A 21058-nucleotide genomic window follows, 5' to 3' on the forward strand; every position below is an offset into this window, starting at 1 on the left:
GAGGGGGTGTCCACGGTCCTCATCGAACAGGGACGGACTGCTCACCGCGATCGGCGGCCCGCGCAGAGGGGCTCTTCCAGACCCCCGTCAGCATGGCGAGGCCGATGAGGAGCGCGCACAGCAGGGCGCAGGTGATCCCGACCCCCAGGTTTCCCCAGTTGGCGACGGCGATGGGGAACATCGCGGTGACGAGCCCTCCACCGACGAACGGGCTCGCGAACGGTGCCCGGAGTGCGAACCCCCGGAAGGCCCCTGTTCTGAAATTCGGGTCCGCGGCGCGCAGGAGGACGAGTCCGATCGACACGACGCCGGTCATGGCGCCGAAGTTCACGATGGAGTTCTCCACCCAGTTCTCGCCGAAGATGCGCGGTCCGATCCAGTAGAAGATGGCCACGCTCATGACCGCCATCACGGTGAGCGTGATGGCCAGCGCCTGCCAGTTCTCCAGCAGCACCGGCAGCGACAGCGAGGCGACGGCGGAGACGACGAGGAAGTCCAGGGCCACTCCCGCGATCGAGTTCAGCGTGGCCTTGTCGACCAGCTTCTGCGCGGGCGTGCGCACGATGACGAGGTGGACGAGGAGGCCGCCGATCATGGCGAGCGGGAAGAGCGGGACGCCGGTGATCACCATGTCGACGACGTACTTCAAGCCGTATCCGAGCAGCACCGCGACGGCGATCAGTGACAGGTGGAAGGCCAGGTTGTCGAGAGAGGCACGTTGCAGGCGCCCGGTGGATTCGACCTGCGCCTCGTGCTCGGGGAGGATGTCGCTGGCCACCTCGGTCCCGCCGCCGCTGTAGTTCGCGAGCTGGCCCGTGCGGGCCGCGATGTTGATCATGACCATTCCGGCGACGATGCCGAACACCAGTCCGCCCGTCGCGGAGCCGAGTGCGACGGATGATCCATCGCCCCAGCCGAGCGCCGTGTACGCCTCCTCCATGCCGGCGGCGGTGCCGTGGCCGCCCGGCCAGGAGACCTCGAAGATGGTCGAGAAGATCGGGGTGGTGCCGAACAGGGGCGTGAAGACGAAGAACGTCAGCAGCGCGGGCACGGCGACGACGGCGAAGCTGCTGAAGTAGGAGTAGAAGACGTGCGGGGCGGCTTCCCTGGCCGCTTCCCTCACCTTCGGGAGGTGCGTACCCATCAGCATCGGGGCGAAGACGATGGTGATGAGGATGCCCGCGATGCCGGACCACGTCGTGGTGATGCTCTCGGGCACCAGTCCGAGGGCGTGCGGGCCGAGGAGCAGGCCCACAAGGCCGCCCAGCAGCGCCGCCGGGATGAAGAATCTGCGCAGTAGAGGAACCAGAGCGCGCAGGAGAACGCCCAGCAGGAGCAGCACTCCGAGACCCGCGACGGCAAGGAGCAGGGAGCCGAGCGAGTTCTCGTCGAGGGGAAGAAGATCAGGCATCGTTGCCTCCGAGGTGTCGGTCGAGGGGTCTCACCGGAAACGTTGGGGACTGAAGGGGGCCAGAAGGGGCGATGGGCTGCCGAGCAGAACGTCCTCGGCGATGAGCCGGGAGACCACGGGGGCGATGGCCCAGCCATGTCCGGACCACCCTGCGGCGACGAACAGATGGGGCGCGTACCGGCCAATGATCGGGATCTGATCGACGCTGGCGCTCTCGGCGCGAGAGGCGTCCGCGGCGACGACCTCGAGGTCGTGCAGGTACGGGAAGATGCGCTGCAGGACCGCGATGTTCCCCTCGAGCCGCTCGGCGACCACCTCGGGCCCGTTCGGGGTCGCCCGCCCACGCCAGCCGCCGCTGAGCATGACGTCGTTCCCGAGCGTCTTGACCGAGAGCGGACGGGTCTCATGCCCGGTGAGCATCGGGATCCGTGCCGCCGTCGAGGTCCGCAGCTGAGAGGCGAGCGGGTAGATGGTCCAGATCGGTAGCTCGACGCCCGTCGCGTCGGCCACGAGCTGCCGCGCGCCGCCGTTGGCCAGGAGGATGACCTCACGACGCGCGGTGATCGTGTCGCCGCCGTCGGTGAGGACCCCCGTGACGCGGCCGTCGGACGCGGTGAGCAGCGACGCGGCCCCGGTGCCGTGCAGGATCTGTGCTCCCAGACGTCGGGCCGCACCGGCGTAGGACAGTGTGGTCCGCTCGTGCGATGCCACGCCGTCGGTCGGTACGAAGGAGGCCCCCTGGACGTCGTCGCTGATCCCGGGATACACGCTCCGGACGCGCTCGCGATCCCAGAGCTCGGTCGGCACCCCCTGCGCGGTCTGCATCCGGGCATAGGTCTCGGCGGCATCGATGCCCTTGAACCCGGTGCTGGCCGGCCCTTCGATCAGGTAGGTGCCGCCGGTGCGGGCGTAGCCGGTCTCGCCCCCGAGCTCCTCGTGGAGCGTCGGCCAGACCCGATTGGCCTCGCGCATCAGGGGCAGCTCGCGAAGATCGCGACGATTGGCGCGGACTCCTCGCTGTCCGAGACCGCCGGAGGCGCCGGCGGCCGGCTCGTCCCGTTCCAGGACGGCCACCGACTCGGCGCCCAGCCGCGCCAGGTGATAGGCCGTCGCCATGCCGTACACGCCGCCGCCCACGATGACGAAGTCGAATCCCACGCTGTGCACCTTCCGCTCGGATCCTCCAGAGCGTAGGGTTTCCTTCAGTCGTCGTCAATATTGAAGGAACACTTTCAGTGCCAGGATTGCCGTATGTGGCCCGTTGATGCGCCTGAGCTGACCAGGCAAGAGGAAGCGATCGCTCACTACGCGCTGGAGGACCCCCTGACGTTCGCCACGTCGAGCGGCTCGGCGATCGCGACGCGCACGAAGACCAGCGAGGCGTCCGTGGCGCGCGCCGCGAAGAAGCTCGGGTTCGGGAACGTCAAGGAGATGAAGACGTTCTGCGCGAGTCGGGTGCAGGAGACGGCGAACCTGCAGAGCGTCCTGAGCGGCCGCCTCGATGCGCTCGACGCGGACGACGGATCACCCGCGGACCCCCCGCACACCACCCGACGAACCGTGACGTCGGCGCTGCGCTCCGCCGCGAATCTCGTGCTCGGTGTCGAGGAGAGCGTCGACTGGAGCGCGGTGGAGGATGCGGCGATCCGCCTGGGGGAGTCGCCGCGCGTGATCGTCTACGGGCTCGGCACGGGATACAGCATCGCGCAGTACGCGGAGATCGAGCTCTCTCGCCTCGGTCTGGACGCGCGAGCGACGACGGGTGGGGGTCACGCCAATGCTCAGGCGGCATTCCAGGTCGTCGCCGACGACGTCGTGCTCGTCGTGGCCCCTCGCGCCATCTTTCCGGACATCGAGCGCTTCCTGGCCGCCGTTCTGCGCACGACCCAGCACGTCTACGTGATCACCCAGGCCTCCCTGCCCTCTGCGCTGCACTCCGCCGGTGCCTGCGCCTTGAGACTGCCCAGCTCGGGAGGGAGCGGGGCGACGGATGCGGTGGGCGCCATCGCCCTCCTCGATGCACTGGTGGCGGAGATCGCCCGTCGCCATCCCCGCCGGGCCTTGGAGGCGCGAACCATCGCGCAGGCGTACCGGGACGAGTTCTCGCGATGACCACGCACGACGGCCTGCACGTCGCCGTGGTGGGAGCGGGATTCGTCGGGGTCGCTCTTGCGGAGGCACTGGTGCGGCGAGGGTGCACCGTCACGATCGTCGCGCGCTCTCGGGAGCTCTCCGACGCCTCGGAGGTCACCTATGCCTGGCTCAACAGTCATCGCAAGCGGCCCGAGGTCTACCAGGTGCTCAACCAGCGCGGACTGCGGCACTGGCGGAGCATGTTCGGCTCGGCTCATCCCCAGCACGTGCACTGGCACGGACACACGGTCGTGGTCTCGGACCGCGCGAACGTGGACGTCCTGGAAGACCGCGTCGGCTACCTGAGGTCGCTGGGGTACCCGGCGGAATGGACGACGGTCGAGGTGGCCGGGAGAGAACTGCCGATCCGCGTTCCTGCCGACGCGATCGCCGCGGATTTCCCGGAGGAGGGGCACTGCGAGCCCGGGCCGATCCGCGCAGCGCTCATCGAGCAGCTGGAACGCAGCGGCCGCTGCACCTGGGCCCTGGACGAAGCCGTCGAGGTGCAGCACCGTTCGATCACCCTCCGGTCGGGGGCATCGGTCGAGGCCGATCGCCTCGTGATCGCGGCCGGCAACGCAAGCGCCGACCTCCTCGCCACGGCGGGCTTCGACCTGCCCATGGTCGCCCAGCATGCAGGAGGGCCGGCCTGGGGGTTCCTCGCCGAGGCACGGGTGCCTGCCCACGGGCTTCCTCGACCGGTCACCACGGACCGCATCAACCTGCGTCCCGTCGGTCCGGACTCCCTGCTCCTCCAAGCGCTCGACGTCGACAGCGCTGCGGGCCCCGCTGCCGAGAGCGGGCCGGCGGTCCACGAGGAGTACCGGTCGCGGGTGGTCGAGCTGCTGGGCCGGGAGGACGTCGAGATCAGCGGCGTGCGGGTCGGTCATCGAGTGATCCCGGCCGATGGCATGACCGTGGCGGGGCCCGTGGACGGTGACCCGAGCAGTGACCTGTGGACCGTCGTGACGCACAGCGGGATCACGCTGGCTCCGTTTCTCGCCGAGACCGTGGCGAGGGAGATCGTCGAGAGCACGCAGGATCCCGTGCTCGATGAGTTCCGGCCGCGGCGCTTCGCCCGGAAAGGCGCCGCAGCCGGTGAGCTCTCGGCCCCGCGGTGTCCCGGTGAACAGTGATGACGAGAGCGCTCCCGGTGAGGAGCGCGACGACGATCGATGCTCGGGAGGTCGCGGGCACGGAGTGCCGTGGTCAGTTCCCTCCGAGGCCTGAGGAAGTCAGCCCGTCCATGAACTTCCTTTGCATGAGAAGGAACCCGATGATCATCGGTGCAGCCATGATGACGCCGGCAGCGCTGATCAGGCTGTAGTCCTGCGTGAAGCCCTGCTTGAAGTTGAACATCGCGCTGGAGACCGGCAGGAACTCGTCGGACTGGATGAACGTCACGGCGAGCAGGAACTCGTTGTACGACTGCAGTGCCACCGTCAGAGCGACGGTCATCACCCCGGGCCATGCCATCGGCAGGAGTATTCGAGCGAACACCGTCAGCTCGTTCGCCCCGTCGATCCGGGCTGCTTCCTCGAAGTCCTTCGGGATGTCGATCATGAAGGAGCGCAGCAGAAGCGTCGCGAACGGCGAGAAGACGGCGGCGTGGATCAGGATCAGGCCGAGGTGGGTGTCGTACAGGTGCACCTGCGCCATCAAGTAGAACAGCGGGACGAGGAACAACTGGATCGGGAGCGATGCTGCGACCAGGAGGTAGACGAACACCCCGGAGGACCCTGCCACCTGGAGCCGGGCCATCGCGTACGCGGCCAGGCTCGAGACGACCACGACCAGTAGCACTGTGCCGGTAACGATGATCAGGGAGTTCAGCAGTCCACTACCGATGCGGCCCGTCGTCCACGCCTCGGCGAAGTTGCTCCACCTCCACTCCCGGGGCAGTCCGATCGGGTTGGCAGCGAGCTCCGCCTGGGACTTGAGGGACTCCGTGAGGAAGAGGTAGAGCGGGGTGAGGCAGATCAGGGCCAGGATCACCAGGACGACGTACCGTGCGACGGCGGCGCCGCTGACGTGGGTCTTCGCCCGCGCTGGTCCTGACTCTGGTGCCGGTGCCGAAGGCACGGCTGCGGCGTGCAAGGTGTCGGTGCTCATCAGATGTCCCATCCCCTCCACCTGCGAAGGCCGAGGTAAGCGCAGATCACGGTGGTGCTGATCAGAGCGAGCACGATGCCCATCGCTGCCGCGTAGCCGGCCTCGTAGGTCGAGAAGGCCGTGGTGTACAGCAGTGAGCCGACGACCTCGGTCGAACCGGCGGGCCCGCCTCCCGTCATGATGTAGATGTAGTCGAAGACCAGGAACGACCAGATGATCGTCATGAGGCCCATGAACACGAGCGTCGGGCGGATCCCGGGGATCGTGATGTGGAGGAACTGCTGGAACCCGCTGGCTCCATCGAGCTTCGCTGCCTCGTAGAGGGACGGGTTCACGCTCGCCATGGCGGCGATGAACACGACCATGAGGTAGCCCCACCACTGCCACGTGTTGGCGACGGCGACTCCGGGCAGCGCCGTCGACGTATTGCCGAGGACATTGATGTCCAGGCCGAGGACCGCGGTGATGCCGTAGACGGGGGAGTAGATGTTCTCCCAGATGGTGGCGACCACGATGGTGGCGAGGGTGTAGGGGATGAAGAAGATGACCCGGAAGGCCATTTGCCCGCGGGTCGTGCGGGACAGGAGGAATGCGGCGGCGAGGGCCAGCCCGACGGGCACGATGAGGAAGAAGAGCATCCACCAGATGTTGTTGACGAGAGCCTGGAGGAACTTGTCATCGGTGAACAGGCGCAGGTAGTTCTGCAGGCCGACGAAATGGGCCGGCCCGATGCCCGTCCAATCGGTGAACGAGTAGACCAGGCTCATGACGCCCGGGCCGCCGATGACGAAGACGTTCAGCGCCAGCAGAGGAGCGAGGAACGCCCACCCGGTGAGGGCCTTTCGCCGGCGGCGGGCCGCCGCGACCCGTCGACGGTCCTCATTCTGCGCGACGGTATGGGGCGGGGCGGTCGCCGTCATGGCTCGACCTGCCAATCCGGGATCGGTGGCACCTTGCCGCCCTCGTACTCCTCCTGGAACAGCTCATCCAGACCCTTGCAGTACTCCTCCGGGGAGAGCTGGCCGATGATGACACGGTCCATCTCCTCGTAGGTGTAGACGCCGCTGCGCGGTGGCCAGAACGTCCACGAGAGGAAACCGATCCGATCCGTCGCGTCGATGGAGTCGTACAGGCGGCGCACTCTGGCGTCGATGTCACCTGGATAGTCGTCGGGCTCGTAATGGAGGGGGAGAGGCTGGCTGGAGACGTCAGCGACACTGCGGAGCTGAGCACGTGGATCTTGGATGAGGAAATCGAGGTACTCGGCGGCCTCGTCGGCTCGGGGGGAGTCCGAGTTGACGGAGATGGTCGATCCGACGCCCATGGCGTACAGGTCCTTCGTGGTCACGTCCCCGAACTGGGGGATCGGTGCCCAGTCCCACTGGTCGTCATTGCCCGCCTCGTCGTTGAAGTACGGGGCCATGGCAGAGAAGGCCCAGCTGCCGATGAACAAGCACCCGACGGTGCCGTTGACGAGTCCGATCCAGAGGTCCGCCTCGTGGTTGGTGAAGTAGGACTCGACGCCTCCGCCGATCCATCCCTGGTCGAAGTAGTCCTTCAACAGGGCTATCGAGTCGATGATCCGCTGGTCGTCCCAGCCGATACTGCCGGTGAGAGCGTCATGGACCGCTTCTGGACCCGCGGCGTGGTTCATGAAGGAGCTGACCAGCCATTCGGTGGCTGCGGCCCAGTCGCCGGCGCCGATGCCGACCGGCATCATGTCAGCGTCCTTCGCCGCAGCCGCGAATGCTTCGAACTCTTCCCGGTTCGTCGGGATGTCCCAGCCCTTCTCCTCGAAGACCGCGGCGTTGTACACCATGATCATCGTTTCGTACGAGGTGGGGACCATGTAATTGTGCCCTTGGAGAACACCGGCTTCGTACGCCCAGGGCAGCACCTTGTCCTGCCAGGAGTTTTTCTCGGCGTACGAGTCCAGGGACGTGAACCGCTCAGCATTGACGAACTCGAGTCCGTAGGAAGGACCAGCCGTGTACACGAGGTCCGGCCCGGACCCCGACGCGATCGCTGTGCGCTGGAGCCTCTGGAGGGCGTCGTCGTCGCCCCGGATGGTGAGGCTGAGCGGCACCCCCGTCGTCTGCTCATTGAATGGTGCGACGAAATTTTCCTGGTAGTGGTCGCGCTGATTGTTGTCGGTGAAAGTCAGCCACAGTGAAAGGCCGTTCCCGGTGCTTCGCGTGGCGGAGCCCTGCACACACCCGCTGAGGCCGGCGGTGAGTGCCGCGGTGGGAGCGAGTAACGCCAGGCTTCTTCGACTGAACGTTGGCTTGGCCATAGGAGTTCACGTCACCTTGTGATGAGGTCTTCGGTGCGTCGGGCGAGGTCGGGGATCGAGGAGTTCTCGAAGCCGAACACGGCAGAGCGCACGTGGTCATTGATGGGGTCGGTCCACCGGGAGGGGATGCCGGCGGTGCCGCTCAGCGCGCCGAGGATGCTGCCGACCGTCGCGCCGTTCGAGTCGGTGTCCTTCCCGCCTTGGACCGTGAGTCCGATGCTCGCGGAGAAGTCGCCCTCGCCCCACAGGAGGGCCGCCGCGATGATCGCGGCATTGTTGACGGTGTGGACCCAGTGGTAGCCGCTCCAGGCGTGATCGGCGTCGTCGAGGGCCTCCTCCCAGGTACCGCCGTTGTTCCGGATGCGATGGACGCGGGTGAGCGCCTCGTGGATCCTGCTCCCCCGGGGGACGTAGTCGAGGGAGCGGGCGAAGACCTCGTGGACATCGTCCATGGAGAGGGCGAGGGAGAGGAGGGCGGCAGCCCACTGCTCGCCGTAGATGCCGTTCGCCCGGTGTGAGAGGTAGGCATCCTTGTAGGAGAGCCGCAGGGCACCGGCCGGGTCACCCGGATTGATGTAGCCGAAGACATCGCCGCGGATGAGCGCACCGATCCACTCCCGGTACGGGTTGCGGTAGGCGCCGGCCTCCTCGACACCGCGCTCCTCGACGAGGTTGCGGTAGGCGGCACGCTCTGCGGTGTAGGTCTGGTGGAAGGGCAGGCGCGTCATCCACTCGGTCGCGACGTCGGCACTGGTGAATTCGGTGCCGTACTCCTCGAGGATGTGCAGACCAAGGAGCGTGTAATCCACGTCGTCGTCCCGGGCGGAGCCGTCGATGCGACCGAGAGTGGTCTGCTCCCAGTTGTCCTCGCGCAGCTCGTACTGCTCGCGCAGACCGTCGGGCGCGGGCACGTAGTCGCGGAGCGGATAGGCGCCGGCTGCCTCGAGATACTCCTTGATGCGGGAGCGGGTCCAGTACACCCCGTACTCGACGGGCTTGCCGAGCATGTTCCCGCAGACGCGTCCGCGCCAGGCGGCGACAAGACGATCCGTCAGGTTCCCCGGAATGTCCAGCGTCACCGAGAGATCGGCGTCGAGCTGCTCCTCGATCTGCTTCAGATCGCTCGGTTCGTCGTACGGGAAGTTGGACTGGGGCAGCTTCTGCGCTTCGTCCATGAATGAGTCCCAGGTCGCGGACGCGAGGTGGGTCTCATCGCTGACGGTGCGGAGCGCGGCGACGTCATAGCCGGTCTGTTCCAGTTGGTCGAGCTCGTTCAGGATCGAGTCGCGGGTGGTTGCGTCCTCGCTCATGGCTTCTCCTTTGGTGCGGGTTCTGGTGGGGGCATGGGTGGAGGCGATATGCGGTGCACGGTCCGGGGTTCGGAGGGGGTAGCACCCGCAGGATTCGCGTCTGACCAGCTCGTAGGACTCGATCGTGACGGTCTGCGGCGAGTTCGGGTCGAGGATGCGCTCGATGGCGGTGGACGCGATCTGCTCGAACGGCTGACGGATCGATGTCAGAGCGGGGTAGGTGAACGCCGAGGCGTCGGTGCCGTCCACGGCGATGACGGAGACATCCGCGGGGACGTCGATCCCACGCTCCTGCAGAGCTCGGAGCGCGCCGATTCCCTGCTCCTCGTTGCCCGTGAACAGGGCGTCGAAGTCCACACCGCCATCGAGCAGGCTCCCGGCAGCTCGATAACCTCCGTCCTTGGTGAATGAGGCCCAGGAGACGGCGGACTCCCGGACGTCGAGTGCTGCAGCATGGAGCGCGAGGTGCCACCCCGCGACACGGTCCACTGCAGTGGGCAGTTCGCGCTTGCCGGTGATGATCGCGTGGCGCGAGCGCCCGTGCTCGACCAGGTGCTGTGTAGCGAGCATGGACATGAGGCGGTTGTCCATCGTGACCTCGCCGATCCGCGCGTCGGTGGCACGGCGATCCAGGATGACGACCGGTGCACCTGCCGCCGATTCGATGATCTTCTCGATGGAGGGCCCGACGGGTGCGACCATCACGCCGTCCACTCGCCGCTCGACGAGCTTGGCGACGAGCATCGCCTCGTGGTCGGAGGACTCCCCGCTGTTTGCGAGGAGGAGGGTGTGGTCGTTGAGGAGAGCCGTCGTCTCGAGCTGCTTGGCGAGAGCCGCGAAGAACGGATTCTCGATATCCGGGACGACGAGGCCGAGCGTCCGCGTCTTCCCTGAGGCGAGGGCGCCTGCGATGGGGTTCCGGCGGTACCCCGTCTGCTCGATCGCTTCGAGCACCTTCCTGCGGGTGTCGGGGGCGACGGGGCGCGGGCCATCGTTGATGACGTAGCTGACGACAGCGGTGGACGTGCCGGCAGCGCGGGCGACATCAGCGCGCGTGGCTCGACGCCGAAGATCCTGTGGTTCGTGCATGTATGGTCCTCGCCTCACGGATGCATCTACTCGTGTAGATCAACTCCATGCAGCCGCTTCGCCCATGGAGTGCCGGTGGTTCTACTCGCGTAGATAGTTCGGAACACCCTAGGAGCGCTGTGTGATGTACGCAACCCCCTGAGCGCAATCTGCCCGCTCGGACTCATCGGGCCGCCGGCTGGACGACCGCACTGAGTCCCTGGCCATTGGGGCTCCGCGGGCACTCCATGCGACGACGCGACGTCCTGCACTCTGCCGGTGCCGACACTTCGCGTGGCCGTGACGACGCCGGGTCCCGCACCAGTCAGCCGCGCGCGATGACGACCTCGACACCGAGGTCACGCACGCCGGCCGCGTCCTCTTCCGGCAGCGACGAGTCGGTGATGATCGAGCGGAACTCGCCGAGCGGGGCGACGCGGTACTTCGCGAAGTGACCGAACTTCGCGGAGTCGGCGAGGAGCACCGAGGTGGTGGCGCTCGCCATCGCGGCGCGCTTGGCGTCGATCTTCGCCTCCATGGGGGTGGTGATGCCGTGCCGGGCGTCCCAGGAGCTCGAGGAGATGAACGCGATGTCGACCGAGAGCTCCCCGAGGGTGAGGGCGGCCAGGCGCCCGATCATCGACTGGTTCGCGACGTCGACCCGCCCGCCCACACAGATCAGGTCGACGCAGGGATGATCGAGGAAGGCGCCGGCGGTGCCGAGGTCGTTGGTGACCACCGTGAGGTCGCGGCGGTCCTCCAGCAGTGGCCGCATGGCTTGGATGGTGGTGCCGGCGTCGAGGTAGAGCGTCATCGAGTCCGTGACGGTCTCCGCGGCGGCCGCGGCGATCGCGGACTTCGCGGCCATATTGGCCTCCGCCTTGGCGGAGCGGGGCGGCTCCTCGAGGAGGCGCGCGAGGGCGGCGACGCCACCCTGGGTGGCCCGGGCACGCCCTTGGTCGTCGAGCGCGGCGACGTCCCGGCGCACGGTCATCTGGCTGACGCCGAGCTGCTCCGTCAGCTGCCGGTAGCTGAGGACAGCGTCGGTGCGCAGCAGATCCAGGATGTGCTGTCGTCGCTGCTCGGGTATCAGGGGCGAAGTTCCCACGGTCCCACCTCCTGCGTCAGTCTACGGTCGGCGTCGTCCACGGGCTCTGCCACCGCTGCGACAGATCCGCCGTCTGCTCGTCGGTCAGTTCGCGGCGCGGGGCACTGGCGGTGAGCAGGGCGATCCGACACGCCTCCTCCACTTCGACGGCCCGTTCGACGGCATCGGGGAGGCTGATGCCCGCCACCACGGATCCATGGTTCGCCAGCAGTGCGGCCCGGAATTCACCGGGGGCCTCGAGCACGTCGTCGCCGAGCTGTGGGGACCCCGGCATCCGGTAGGGCAGCAGCGGGGTGCTGCCCACCCGCATGACGAAGTACGGCGTCAGCGGCGGGATCGCACTTGCCCGGCTCCACGGCTCGGTGCAGGAGAACGCGGTCGCCTGCGGGGAGTGGACGTGGACCACGGCGTGATTCCCGCTGCTGCGACCGTAGAAGCCGAGATGCAGCGGCGTCTCCTTGGAGGCTTTCGCGCCGCCCAGGACGGTGCCGCCCAGGGAGACCACGGCGAAGTCCGAGGGGTCGAGCGCGCCGAGCGGCGCCCCGGTGCCGGAGACGAGGAGGCGGTCGCCGTCGCGGGCCGAGATGTTGCCGGAGGTGCCCGGGCTGAGGCCGGCGTCGACGAGGGCGCGCCCGGCGGCGATGAGGTCGTCCATCACGGTCATCGCAGGGCCTCCCATGCCGACGTGAACAGGTCGGTGCTCCCGAAGTTCCCACTCTTCAGTGCGAGCGCGACGGTGCGGTCGCCGGATGCGGTGAGCGACCAGCACACCCCGGGGGCGATCTCGGGCCCGATGCGCAGTGCGGTGGCGCCCAGTGCGCCGACGACCGCTCCGCTGGACTCGCCGCCCGCGACGATGAGCGCGGCGCTGCGACCGGAGCCGACGAGCTGCGCAGCTACGGCAGCGATGACGGCTTCGACGGTGGCGGCCGGGTCGAGACGCTCCTCGGGACGCAGGATGTCGTCGCGGGAACGGGCGGCGCAGACCACGGGGATCGCGTCCTGGGGCTGGTCCTCGATCCAGCCGCTGACCTGCTTTGCGGCGGCAGCGGTGTCGTCGGCGGCGGCTAGCACGTCGATCACGTGCACGGGCTGGTTGCGGGAGGCGTGCTCGATCTGAGCGAGGCTCCGGGAGGAGACGCTGCCGCACAGCACGACGCGCCGCCCGGGATCGGGTGCGTGCCAGTCCTCGTCGCTGGCCGTCGGCCCCGGCATTCCCAGAGCCAGGCCTGATCCGCCGGAGACCAGGACGTCGTCGGCGACCGCTGCGCCGATGGTGCGCAGGTCCTCGTCGTCCTCCGTGTCGAGGACGATGTACGGAGCGTCGGCGGCATCGAGCGCGGTGCGCAGGGACGCCTCGCCGCCCGCGATGCGGCCGCGATGGATCTCGGTGACGTCGTGGACGCTCTGCGGGCGGAGCAGGTCGGCCACCCGCGACCGCGTCATGGGAGTGAGGGGATGGTGCCGCATCGACGAGTTCTCGAGCAGGTCCTCGCCGACGTAGAGATATCCCTCGCGGACCCGACGGCCGTTGGCCGGAAGCGCGGGGACCACGACGCTGCGCGGCGCATGAAGCATCTCGAGGGCGGCGTCGAGGATCGGGCCGATGGTGCCCTGATCGGTCGAGTCGAAGGTGGAGCAGTACTTCACGTAGAACTGCTCGGCACCCCAGCGCTGCAGCCTGGCCAGGGCGGCACGTGAGCGGGCCACCGCCTCGGCGACCGGTGCGGTGCGAGTCTTCAGGGCGATCACCACGGCATCGACCGTGCGCAGCTGCTCCGGGGAGAGCTCGGAGTCCTCGATCGTGACGAGCACCCGATGTCCCGAAGCGCGCAGCATCATCGCCAGATCCGTCGCGCCTGTGAAGTCGTCGGCCACTGCTCCGAGCATGGCGTCTCCTCTCTGGCGGACTGTGTGCCCGTGAACCATCGGTCACTCGAGCCGAGCCGGCTACGAGGTCCCGCCGATCCTCTCACACCTCTACGGATCAGTGTGAATCTGCGGTTCGATAGTTGACATTCCTGGAATCTCTGCCAGTGTTGTCCCGGTCTTGATCCATCCACCACGACAGTGAGGGCCGACGGTGCTCCTTCCACATCCCGACCGCGACCGATCGCCGATCCGCGTTGCGCTCACCGGCGCGAACGGTGGGTACGGCCGCACCTTCCTCGCCCAGGTCACCCGTACTCCCGAGCTCATCCCGGCGGTGCTGGTCGATCCTGACGTCGACGGGGTGCTCGCCATGCTCACCGAGCTCGGCCTCGCCGCGCGAGCCCTCGTCTCCGAGGCGCCCACGCGCACCGCCCAGATCGTCGCCGACGGCGGCATCGCCCTGGTGAGAAGCGCTGACGCGATCGCGTGGGGCGTGCTCGATGTGCTCGTGGAGGCATGCGGGAAGGTGCCCCAGGGAACGGCTTATGCCGCCGCCGCCATTGACAACGACACGCACGTGGTCATGGTCAGCAAGGAGGTGGACACGGTCGCGGGAGTCGCCCTCCACGCCCGCGCTGTGGCCGGTGGTCTCAGCTATCTCCCCGGTGACGGCGATCAGCCCGCGAACCTGCTGCGCATGCTCGACTGGGTGTCGGCGGTGGGGCTCGACATCGTCGCCATCGGCAAGGCGGGGGAGTACGACCTGCAGTTCGACCCCGTGAGCGGGAAGCTCACCCAGGCGGGCGAGACGATCGACGCGCCCTCGCTGCGGGACCTGCTCACCCTCGGTGACGATGTCCACGAGACGCTGGAGCAGCGCGCCCAGGCGGCCTCTGAGCTCAAACGCGCCGCCGCGGCCGACTCCTGCGAGATGACCGTCGTCGCCATGCGCACGGGCGCCTCGGCGGACACCGAGGCGATGCACTACCCGGTCGCGCGCATCGACGAGCTGGCCGACATCTACGCCTCCCGCGAGCACGGCGGACTCGTCGGCACCGACGGCGCCGTCGACGTGTTCAGCGCTCTGCGGCTGCCCGGCGAGGCGAGCTTCGCGGGCGGGGTCTTCGCCGTGGTCCGCACCGGCGACCCCGTGACCTGGGAGGTGCTCCGCGCGAAGGGGCATGTGCTCAGCCGCGATGGCCGATACGCCTGTGTCTACTGGCCCTACCACTACATGGGGGTGGAGACCCCGCTGACCGTGCACGCCGCGGTCGATCGAGCTCCCGCTCCGTCGCCCCGAGCGACGACGGTGCTCGCCGCCCGCGCGGTCCGCGATCTGCCCAAGGGTGACGTGCTCGCGGTGCGCGGTCACCACCACGAGATCGACGGTGCCGCACCCGTGATGCTGGGCGTGAGCACCGAGGCGGCCGCCTACTACCTCCTGGACGGGGCGCGTCTGGTGCGAGACGTACCCGCCGGAGAGCTGATCCGCGAGAGCGACGTCGAGGGGCTCGACCCTCTCGCCCGCGACCTCCACCGCGAAGGCCGCGCCCTGACCCCTGCGACCCGAGACGTGACGCGATGACGCCCCACATCCCCTCTCGGACGTCCCGCACGATCCCTCAGAGCCGAAGGAGGCTCGCATGAGCATCGAGATCATCGCCCTCATCGGACTGGTCGCCGTCTTCGCGATCTCCGCCCTGCGCAACGTCCACATGGGCGCCCTCGCCCTCGTCTTCTCCTTCATCGTCGGCATCTTCGTCGTGGGGGAGGGGCTCGAGGACGTGCTGGGCGGGTTCCCCGTCGACGCCCTCATCATCCTGCTGGGGATCACCTACCTCTTCGGCCTCGCCCACGAGACCGGGACGATCGACTGGCTGGTGGACCGCTCCCTGGCACTCATCGGGGACCGCGTCGCGCTGCTGCCGTGGGGTCTCTGGGCCGTCGCCACGCTCGTCGCCTGCCTGGGCACCTCGCACGCCGCCTTCGCGGTGGTGCCGATCGCCATGTCGCTCGCCCACAGCCATCGGATCAACTCCACCATGATGGGCATCGCCATGAGCTCGGCCATCGTCGGCGGTGCGCTCGCGCCGACGAGCATCGTGGGCATCACGGTCATGTCCGTGGCTCGCTCCGCGGACATCCCGTACAACCCCGGCCTGATGTTCGCGCTGTCCATCGGCATCAACGCCCTGGTCGTCGCCGTCGCCTTCTTCCTGTTCGGCGGTCGCGAGCTGCTCGGCCGAGCCCGCGCGGCCGACGCGACCCGGACGTCCGGTTCCGACTCTGCCACCGGAAGCGGCGACGGCAGCGGGGGCGGGGGCGTCGCCGTGGCACAGCACGTCGAGGCCCCCGCGACCACGGAGCGCGCACCGCTCGCGGCGATGCAGCTGCTGGTGCTGGTCTCGATCCCGCTGCTGGTCATCTCGTTCTTCCTACTGACCCTCGCCGAGGTGGACATCAACCTGGGCGTGGTGGCTCTGACCATCGCCGTGGTGATCGCCCTGATCGATCCGACGATCGGCAAGACGGCGATGAAGCGGATCGACTGGAGCACGATCCTGCTGCTCGGTGGCATCATCACCTACGTCGGGGTGCTCACCCGCCTCGGCGCCATCGATCAGCTCGGCGAGGCGGCCAGGTCCGTCAGCTCCCCGCTGATCGCCGCCCTGGTGATCTGTGTGGTCGGGGCCCTGGTCTCCGCCTTCGCCTCGACGATCGGCATCATCGGCGCCCTGGTCCCGCTCGCGGTGCCGCTGCTGGTCCCCGGAGGCGGGTTGGAGATGACCGGCTTCATCTACGCCCTGGCGATCTCCGCCTCCCTCGTGGACTGCGCACCGTTCGGCACCACCGGCGCGACGATCGTGGCCTCCACCGTGGAGGAGCATCGCGCCACGGTGAACCGGAACCTCACCCGCTGGGGCCTGTCCATGGTCATCATCGGACCGGTCGTCACCCTGGCGACGATGGTGGTGCCGTTCGCGGTCGCGGGGTAGTTCGCAGGTGACAGCGCCGGCGAACGCCGGGACATCGCACGGGACGGCTCACTCGTGGCGAGTCCCCGGTCGTGGAGTCACCCGATCTCGGCCATGGGCAGCGGCGCGGCGTCAGGATGCTCCGTGGCGTAGTAGGGGCCGGCCCTCCCAGTGCGAAGCCGCTGACGCAGCGCGGTGACCCACCAGAGGGCGGCCAGTGCCATGAACCCCGCGAAGACCATCCAATTGCCCGCGAACGCAGGCAGGAGAATCAGTGCGGCCTCGACGATCAGGAAGACTGCCAGGCTGATGAAGAGCAACGGGAGGCGCGCTCGACCGAGGTTGAAAGTTCCGGGATCGGCTTCTGGGATGCGGCCGCGGAACGACGCGATGATCAGGGCGATGGTCTGCAGCACGTAGCAGGTGAAGAAGGCCAGCGTCGCGATCCCCAGGAAGTAGTTGAAGGCCCGCTCGTTCACGAGTGCGGACAGCAGGAGCAGGACGGAGACGGCGCCCAACGTGAGGACCGACGTGGAAGGAACCTTCCGCTTCGGGGCGATATGACGCAGTGAGCGCGAGAAGGGCATCATGTTGTCCCGCGACAACGAGTAGAGCAGTCGCGTGCCGACCAGGACGTTCGCCAGGAGGCACACGAGGATGTTGGTCAGGGCGATGGCGATCACCAGCTTCGAGAAGCCAGGCCCGAGCTGCTGGGAGATGATTTCGTCGATGGGGGCGGACGAGCCGGCGATCCCCTCCGGGTCCCGGATCGCCAGCACGTAGACGAGATACATGGCGAACTCGATCACGCAGGACGCGATGAACGCGTTGAACATGGTCCTCGGGATCACGCGGCGTGCATCCTTGGTCTCCTCGGCGACGTCGGCGACGGCTTCGACCCCGACGAGGCCGAAGAACGGACCGAGCGCCGCGGCGAACCACGCGACGACGTACGGCGTCGCCGAGGCGTCCGCCGGCGGCTGGAACAGCGTGGACAGGGGCTGTGCGCGATCGGGCAGGAAGATCAGGATCGCCGCGATCACCAAGGTGAGACCGACAGTCACCAGGATCTCGAGTCCTACCCCGATGTTGTTGATGAAGGTCGCCAGGCGCACGCGATAGGCGTTGATCAGGACGCAGCTGATGACGACGCCGACGGCGATGAGGATCTGGCGAGGCTGAGTGAGGCTCAGTCCGAGCACGTTGCCGAGATACCCGGCGAAGACGTAGCCCAGGCTGGTCATCCCGCTCACCCAGCCGACCAGTGCGGCGAAGCCGGTGAACCATCCGAACGTCGAGCCGTTGAGGCGGCTGGTCCATTGGTACGAATACCCGGAGAGCGGCAGCTTCGCCGCGATGTCGGCAGCGATGAGCGTCCACAGGAGGAACACCGGGATGGCGAGGAACAGCGTCCAGATGAATGGCGCTCCGGCGGACTGATACCCGGGTCCGAAGCCGGAGAAGACGGCCGTGGTCGCGCTGATGGTCGAGAAACCGATCGCGAACGAGGCGATCTTCCCGACGGAACGATCGAGCTTCTGCTCGTACCCGAACTCGGCCAGGCGGGCGTCCTCGTCCTGCGCGGACGGCGGTGTCTCGGGGGCAGGGGAGCGGTCCGGGCTGGGCGCGGGCTGGGGCATGACACTTCTCCTGGCTTCATCGCGGGGATCCGGAGGCCGTTCTGCGAACGGCCGTGCGAAGAAGTGAACTCGGCGGCTTCCTGCCGGGGAAGGTCGAAGGCGTGATGGACTGATCAGCGGGGCTTATCGATCACGGCTGATAGGTGACGTGTCGACGCATGTGCTCGAGCAGCCGCTCGGTGGACAGCCCGATCCGCTCCGGTGCCCAGGCGAGTGCGGTGTAGCTGACGGGCCGGTCGATGATCGGCACGAAGGTGACGCCCGGCCGGTCGTACAGGCGGACCATCGAGGAGGTGGTGAAGCTCAGCCCGACGCCGCGGGAGACGTAGGTGGTCTCCTCCTCGTAGGTGGCGGCTTCCGCCGCGATGATCGGGGGCTCGCGACGGGCGTCCGCGGCGTACCAGTACTCGCGCCACCCTCCGGCGGACTCCGGGGCCACCACGATCGGTTCGTCGAGAAGCTCTTCGATCCTCAGCTCCCCGCGCGAAGCCAGGCGGTGGTTCCGTGGAAGGCAGGCGACCCAGGACTCTTCGTCGACGACGGCGTACTCGATACCCGGCAGGTCGACAGGAGGACGCAGCAGTGCGATATCCACGGCGCCGGAGGCGAGGCCGGCGCTCGGATCGGTGAAGTCGAACTCCTGGGTCTCGATCGTCACTCCGGGGAACGCGTGTTCCGCCCCCTCGAGCAGGTCGAAGAGCAGGTCTGCTCCCGTGCCGATCAGGTAACCGATGCGAACCGGGGCGTCGTCCACCAGCATCGCTCCGGCGTCGAGCGCGGCATCGACTTCGGCGAGCGCTCGCTGGACGTGCGGGAGCCACTGGCTGCCGATGTCGGTGAGCGCGACCGACCGGGTGTTGCGATCGAACAGTCGCTCACCCACGAGCCGTTCGAGCTTCTGGATCGCCCCGGAGAGGGCGGGCTGGGTGATGAAGAGCTGCTCCGCCGCGTGCCGGTAATTGAGCTCCGTCCCGAGCACGGCGAAGTAGCGCAGCAGGCGCAGGGTGATGCCGGGGAATGACGACACGGCTCCTCCTCATTGATAACCGTTGCTTATCTACTCATCGTAGCTTCGGCTTTCCGGCGACTCCACACGTGCCTCCACGATGGTCGCCCCAGCCCGACTACGGAGGAGGCCAGCACTGTGAGCCACAGCAGCTCGATCACTCGCACCACCCCAGCCCGCCAGGAGTTCTTCGACGTCACCGACGAGGTCGTCGAACTCGTGCGTTCCAGTGAGGTCTCCCGCGGGATCGTCCTGGCCTATACCCCGCACACGAGTTGCTGCGTGCTGCTCCAGGAGGAGTCGGAGGACACGACGTATTTCGGCACCCAGCTGATCCTGCAGGACACCCTCAACGTCCTCGCACGGATCGCACCACCCGTCCGGCACGAGGGCCAGTACCTCCATCCCGGCCCGATTCACGTCAAGAACGCCGCGGATCTGCGCGATGAACTGCCCGAGTGGGGTCTGAACACCGACGGGCACATCCTCTCCTCGATCCTCGGGCGCTCGGAGTCCATCCCGATCGTCGACGGGGAGCCGCTGCTGGGCGAGTTCGGGCGCGTCTACTTCGGGGACCTTGACAGCGTCCGGTCGCGGACCCGGACGATCCACCTCCAGATCGTCGGTGGCTGACCGTGCGCATCTACGCGGTCGACGTCGGGACGACGAACCTCAAGGTCGTGCTGTACGACGAAGAGCTCAGACGACTCGCGGCGGCTACGACACCGGCGGTCTACGACCGGGAGGGCCTGCGGGTCGAGTACGACCCCGATCGGCTCTTCCGCGCGATCGTCGACCTCATCCGAGAATGCGCGCGCGGCGACGACGAGGCCTCGAGGTCGGCACAGGAGGATGCAGTGATCGTGCTGACCGGCCAGGCGGAGTCCTTCGTCCTCAACGACGCCCGAGGCTCTCCGGTCCGGCCGGGACTCTCGTGGCTCGACGACCGGGCCTCGGTGCAAGCCGCAGAGATCGCCGAGGAGTTCGGCCCCGATGCAGCCTTCGCGGTCACAGGTCAACCGTTCCCGTCCTCGACGTGGCCCGCATCCAAGCTCTCGTGGCTGTCCCAGAACGAACCGGCGTCGCTCGGGACGGCGAGCTCGGTCCTGATGATCAAGGACGACCTGGTGCGTCGGTTCACGGGGGCGGCTCAGGGCGAAGCGACGACCCGCGGTTTCACCTACTTTTGGAACGTCCGGGACAAGACGTACTGGGCGCCGATGCTCGACTACTGCGGCATCTCGGAACAGGCCCTGCCTCCGGTGCTTCCCGCGGGCACCGATGCCGGCCCGATCCGCCCCGAGGTCACGGCTCTGCTGCCGAACGCGGCTTCGTATCGACTCAACGTCGGCGCGCTGGACCATTTCTGCGCGATGATCGGCACTGGGTCGTATGCCCCAGGAGCCGTCAGCGAATCGGCGGGCACCGTGCTCTCGCTCTCCCTCCTCGATCCGGACTGGACCTTTGACGAGAAGCGTCGCACCTCCTTCCACGAAGGGCTCGGGAGGGAGGACATCGTGCTCTTCGACGGCGTGGACGGGGGAGGGGCAGCCCTCGACTGGTTCCTCCGGTCGGGCCTCGGCGGGATGGACTACGCAGCGCTCGAGAAGGCGCTCGCCGGGCGGGGCGACATCGAGGCTCACGCTCCCCTGTTCCTGCCGTATCTCACGGGGGTGAACCCGCCGGACTACTTCGAGGACGCCAAGGGGGCCTTCGTCGACCTCGTCTTCGCGCACGACGGGATCGACATGGCCTACGCGGTCGAGGAAGGGGTTGCCCATCTGCTGCGCCGCACCCTCGCGCACCTGGGCACGCGGCCGATCCACGAGATCGTCTCGACCGGTGGTGGGACGGCGTCCGCGTTCTGGACGCAGCTGAAAGCAGACGTGTGCGGAATCGACATCGTCGTCCCTGCCGCCCCGGAGGCCACCTGCCGCGGCGCCGCCGTCCTGGCCCTCGTCGCCGCCGGACGGCTCGACCATCACACCGACGCGAACTCTCTGAATCCCCCGGCCCGTAGGCGATACGAGGCTTCAGCCGGGCCGGTGCGCGACCAGCGCTATCGACGGTTCCAGGAGCTGCTGGGCCGTCTCTTCCCACCCCACGACACGGAGGTCCGATGATGAAACT

Annotated in this window: 17 protein-coding genes; 6 read left to right on the forward strand and 11 right to left on the reverse strand. The window is 68.0% G+C overall.

Annotation, left to right across the window (positions count from 1 at the left end; all coding sequences use genetic code 11):
• Window positions 1–19 precede the first annotated feature (19 nt).
• Window positions 20–1411: a sodium/glutamate symporter gene (locus JOF43_RS06790; RefSeq protein ID WP_209900525.1), complete on the reverse strand. Its 1392-nt coding sequence runs from the start codon at window positions 1409–1411 to the stop codon at window positions 20–22.
• A 30-nt stretch (window positions 1412–1441) separates the two neighbouring features.
• Window positions 1442–2569, reverse strand: a complete 1128-nt coding sequence (locus JOF43_RS06795) for an NAD(P)/FAD-dependent oxidoreductase (protein ID WP_209900527.1) — start codon at window positions 2567–2569, stop codon at window positions 1442–1444.
• 93 nt (window positions 2570–2662) lie between these two features.
• Here JOF43_RS06795 and JOF43_RS06800 point away from each other — a divergent pair, with 93 nt between their 5' ends.
• Both JOF43_RS06800 and JOF43_RS06805 read left to right on the forward strand, forming a co-directional pair.
• Window positions 2663–3523: a MurR/RpiR family transcriptional regulator gene (locus JOF43_RS06800; RefSeq protein WP_209900529.1), complete on the forward strand. Its 861-nt coding sequence runs from the start codon at window positions 2663–2665 to the stop codon at window positions 3521–3523.
• Entirely contained in the window at window positions 3520–4680 is a 1161-nt protein-coding gene (locus JOF43_RS06805; protein WP_209900531.1) for an NAD(P)/FAD-dependent oxidoreductase, read from the forward strand. The genes JOF43_RS06800 and JOF43_RS06805 overlap by 4 nt, the downstream gene beginning before the upstream one ends.
• Window positions 4681–4753: 73 nt before the next feature.
• Here JOF43_RS06805 and JOF43_RS06810 read toward each other — a convergent pair whose 3' ends face one another.
• The 7 genes from JOF43_RS06810 to otnK all read right to left on the reverse strand — a co-directional run bounded on the left by JOF43_RS06810 (window position 4754) and on the right by otnK (window position 13325).
• Window positions 4754–5656, reverse strand: coding sequence for a carbohydrate ABC transporter permease (locus JOF43_RS06810; protein WP_209900533.1), 903 nt, complete (start codon window positions 5654–5656; stop codon window positions 4754–4756).
• Window positions 5656–6576, reverse strand: coding sequence for a carbohydrate ABC transporter permease (locus tag JOF43_RS06815; RefSeq protein WP_209900535.1), 921 nt, complete (start codon window positions 6574–6576; stop codon window positions 5656–5658). Before JOF43_RS06815 ends, JOF43_RS06810 begins: the two co-directional genes overlap by 1 nt.
• Window positions 6573–7949, reverse strand: coding sequence for an ABC transporter substrate-binding protein (locus tag JOF43_RS06820; protein WP_209900537.1), 1377 nt, complete (start codon window positions 7947–7949; stop codon window positions 6573–6575). The genes JOF43_RS06815 and JOF43_RS06820 overlap by 4 nt, the downstream gene beginning before the upstream one ends.
• An 11-nt stretch (window positions 7950–7960) precedes the next feature.
• Window positions 7961–10348 carry an ADP-ribosylglycohydrolase family protein gene (locus tag JOF43_RS06825; protein ID WP_209900538.1) on the reverse strand — a complete coding sequence of 796 codons (2388 nt, stop codon included), beginning with the start codon at window positions 10346–10348 and terminating at the stop codon, window positions 7961–7963.
• A 304-nt stretch (window positions 10349–10652) separates the two neighbouring features.
• Window positions 10653–11435, reverse strand: coding sequence for a DeoR/GlpR family DNA-binding transcription regulator (locus JOF43_RS06830; RefSeq protein WP_209900540.1), 783 nt, complete (start codon window positions 11433–11435; stop codon window positions 10653–10655).
• Between the two features lie 16 nt (window positions 11436–11451).
• Window positions 11452–12099 (reverse strand): class II aldolase/adducin family protein, encoded by a 648-nt coding sequence (locus JOF43_RS06835; protein ID WP_245354040.1) that lies wholly within the window; start codon window positions 12097–12099, stop codon window positions 11452–11454.
• A complete protein-coding gene (gene otnK / locus JOF43_RS06840; protein WP_209900542.1) occupies window positions 12096–13325 on the reverse strand; it encodes a 3-oxo-tetronate kinase in 1230 nt (409 codons plus the stop codon). Before otnK ends, JOF43_RS06835 begins: the two co-directional genes overlap by 4 nt.
• 193 nt (window positions 13326–13518) lie before the next feature.
• On the opposite strand from otnK, the gene JOF43_RS06845 reads away from it, so the two are divergent.
• Window positions 13519–14892 (forward strand): SAF domain-containing protein, encoded by a 1374-nt coding sequence (locus JOF43_RS06845; RefSeq protein ID WP_209900544.1) that lies wholly within the window; start codon window positions 13519–13521, stop codon window positions 14890–14892.
• 58 nt (window positions 14893–14950) lie between these two features.
• A complete protein-coding gene (locus tag JOF43_RS06850) occupies window positions 14951–16303 on the forward strand; it encodes an SLC13 family permease (protein ID WP_209900546.1) in 1353 nt (450 codons plus the stop codon).
• Window positions 16304–16380: 77 nt separating this feature from the next.
• On the opposite strand, the gene JOF43_RS06855 is transcribed toward JOF43_RS06850, so the two are convergent.
• Together JOF43_RS06855 and JOF43_RS06860 are read right to left on the reverse strand one after the other, a co-directional pair.
• Complete coding sequence (locus tag JOF43_RS06855) at window positions 16381–17922, reverse strand: APC family permease (RefSeq protein WP_209900548.1); 1542 nt, start codon at window positions 17920–17922, stop codon at window positions 16381–16383.
• 130 nt (window positions 17923–18052) lie between these two features.
• Complete coding sequence (locus JOF43_RS06860) at window positions 18053–18949, reverse strand: LysR family transcriptional regulator (protein WP_209900550.1); 897 nt, start codon at window positions 18947–18949, stop codon at window positions 18053–18055.
• A 117-nt stretch (window positions 18950–19066) separates the two neighbouring features.
• On the opposite strand from JOF43_RS06860, the gene JOF43_RS06865 reads away from it, so the two are divergent.
• Both JOF43_RS06865 and JOF43_RS06870 read left to right on the forward strand, forming a co-directional pair.
• Window positions 19067–19561 (forward strand): YjbQ family protein, encoded by a 495-nt coding sequence (locus tag JOF43_RS06865; protein ID WP_209900552.1) that lies wholly within the window; start codon window positions 19067–19069, stop codon window positions 19559–19561.
• Between the two features lie 2 nt (window positions 19562–19563).
• Window positions 19564–21051, forward strand: a complete 1488-nt coding sequence (locus tag JOF43_RS06870; RefSeq protein WP_209900554.1) for an FGGY-family carbohydrate kinase — start codon at window positions 19564–19566, stop codon at window positions 21049–21051.
• Window positions 21052–21058: the final 7 nt, after the last annotated feature.

This window comes from Brachybacterium sacelli (assembly GCF_017876545.1).
GTDB classification, from domain to species: Bacteria; Actinomycetota; Actinomycetes; order Actinomycetales; family Dermabacteraceae; genus Brachybacterium; species Brachybacterium sacelli.

Coding starts and splice junctions, on each gene's coding strand:
- JOF43_RS06850 (WP_209900546.1), top strand. CDS start 14,951: ATGAGCATCGAGATCATCGCCCTCATCGGACTGGTCGCCGTCTTCGCG.
- JOF43_RS06790 (WP_209900525.1), bottom strand. CDS start 1,411: ATGCCTGATCTTCTTCCCCTCGACGAGAACTCGCTCGGCTCCCTGCTC.
- otnK (WP_209900542.1), bottom strand. CDS start 13,325: ATGCTCGGAGCAGTGGCCGACGACTTCACAGGCGCGACGGATCTGGCG.
- JOF43_RS06820 (WP_209900537.1), bottom strand. CDS start 7,949: ATGGCCAAGCCAACGTTCAGTCGAAGAAGCCTGGCGTTACTCGCTCCC.
- JOF43_RS06825 (WP_209900538.1), bottom strand. CDS start 10,348: ATGCACGAACCACAGGATCTTCGGCGTCGAGCCACGCGCGCTGATGTC.
- JOF43_RS06805 (WP_209900531.1), top strand. CDS start 3,520: ATGACCACGCACGACGGCCTGCACGTCGCCGTGGTGGGAGCGGGATTC.
- JOF43_RS06855 (WP_209900548.1), bottom strand. CDS start 17,922: ATGCCCCAGCCCGCGCCCAGCCCGGACCGCTCCCCTGCCCCCGAGACA.
- JOF43_RS06810 (WP_209900533.1), bottom strand. CDS start 5,656: ATGAGCACCGACACCTTGCACGCCGCAGCCGTGCCTTCGGCACCGGCA.
- JOF43_RS06835 (WP_245354040.1), bottom strand. CDS start 12,099: ATGACCGTGATGGACGACCTCATCGCCGCCGGGCGCGCCCTCGTCGAC.
- JOF43_RS06800 (WP_209900529.1), top strand. CDS start 2,663: ATGTGGCCCGTTGATGCGCCTGAGCTGACCAGGCAAGAGGAAGCGATC.
- JOF43_RS06815 (WP_209900535.1), bottom strand. CDS start 6,576: ATGACGGCGACCGCCCCGCCCCATACCGTCGCGCAGAATGAGGACCGT.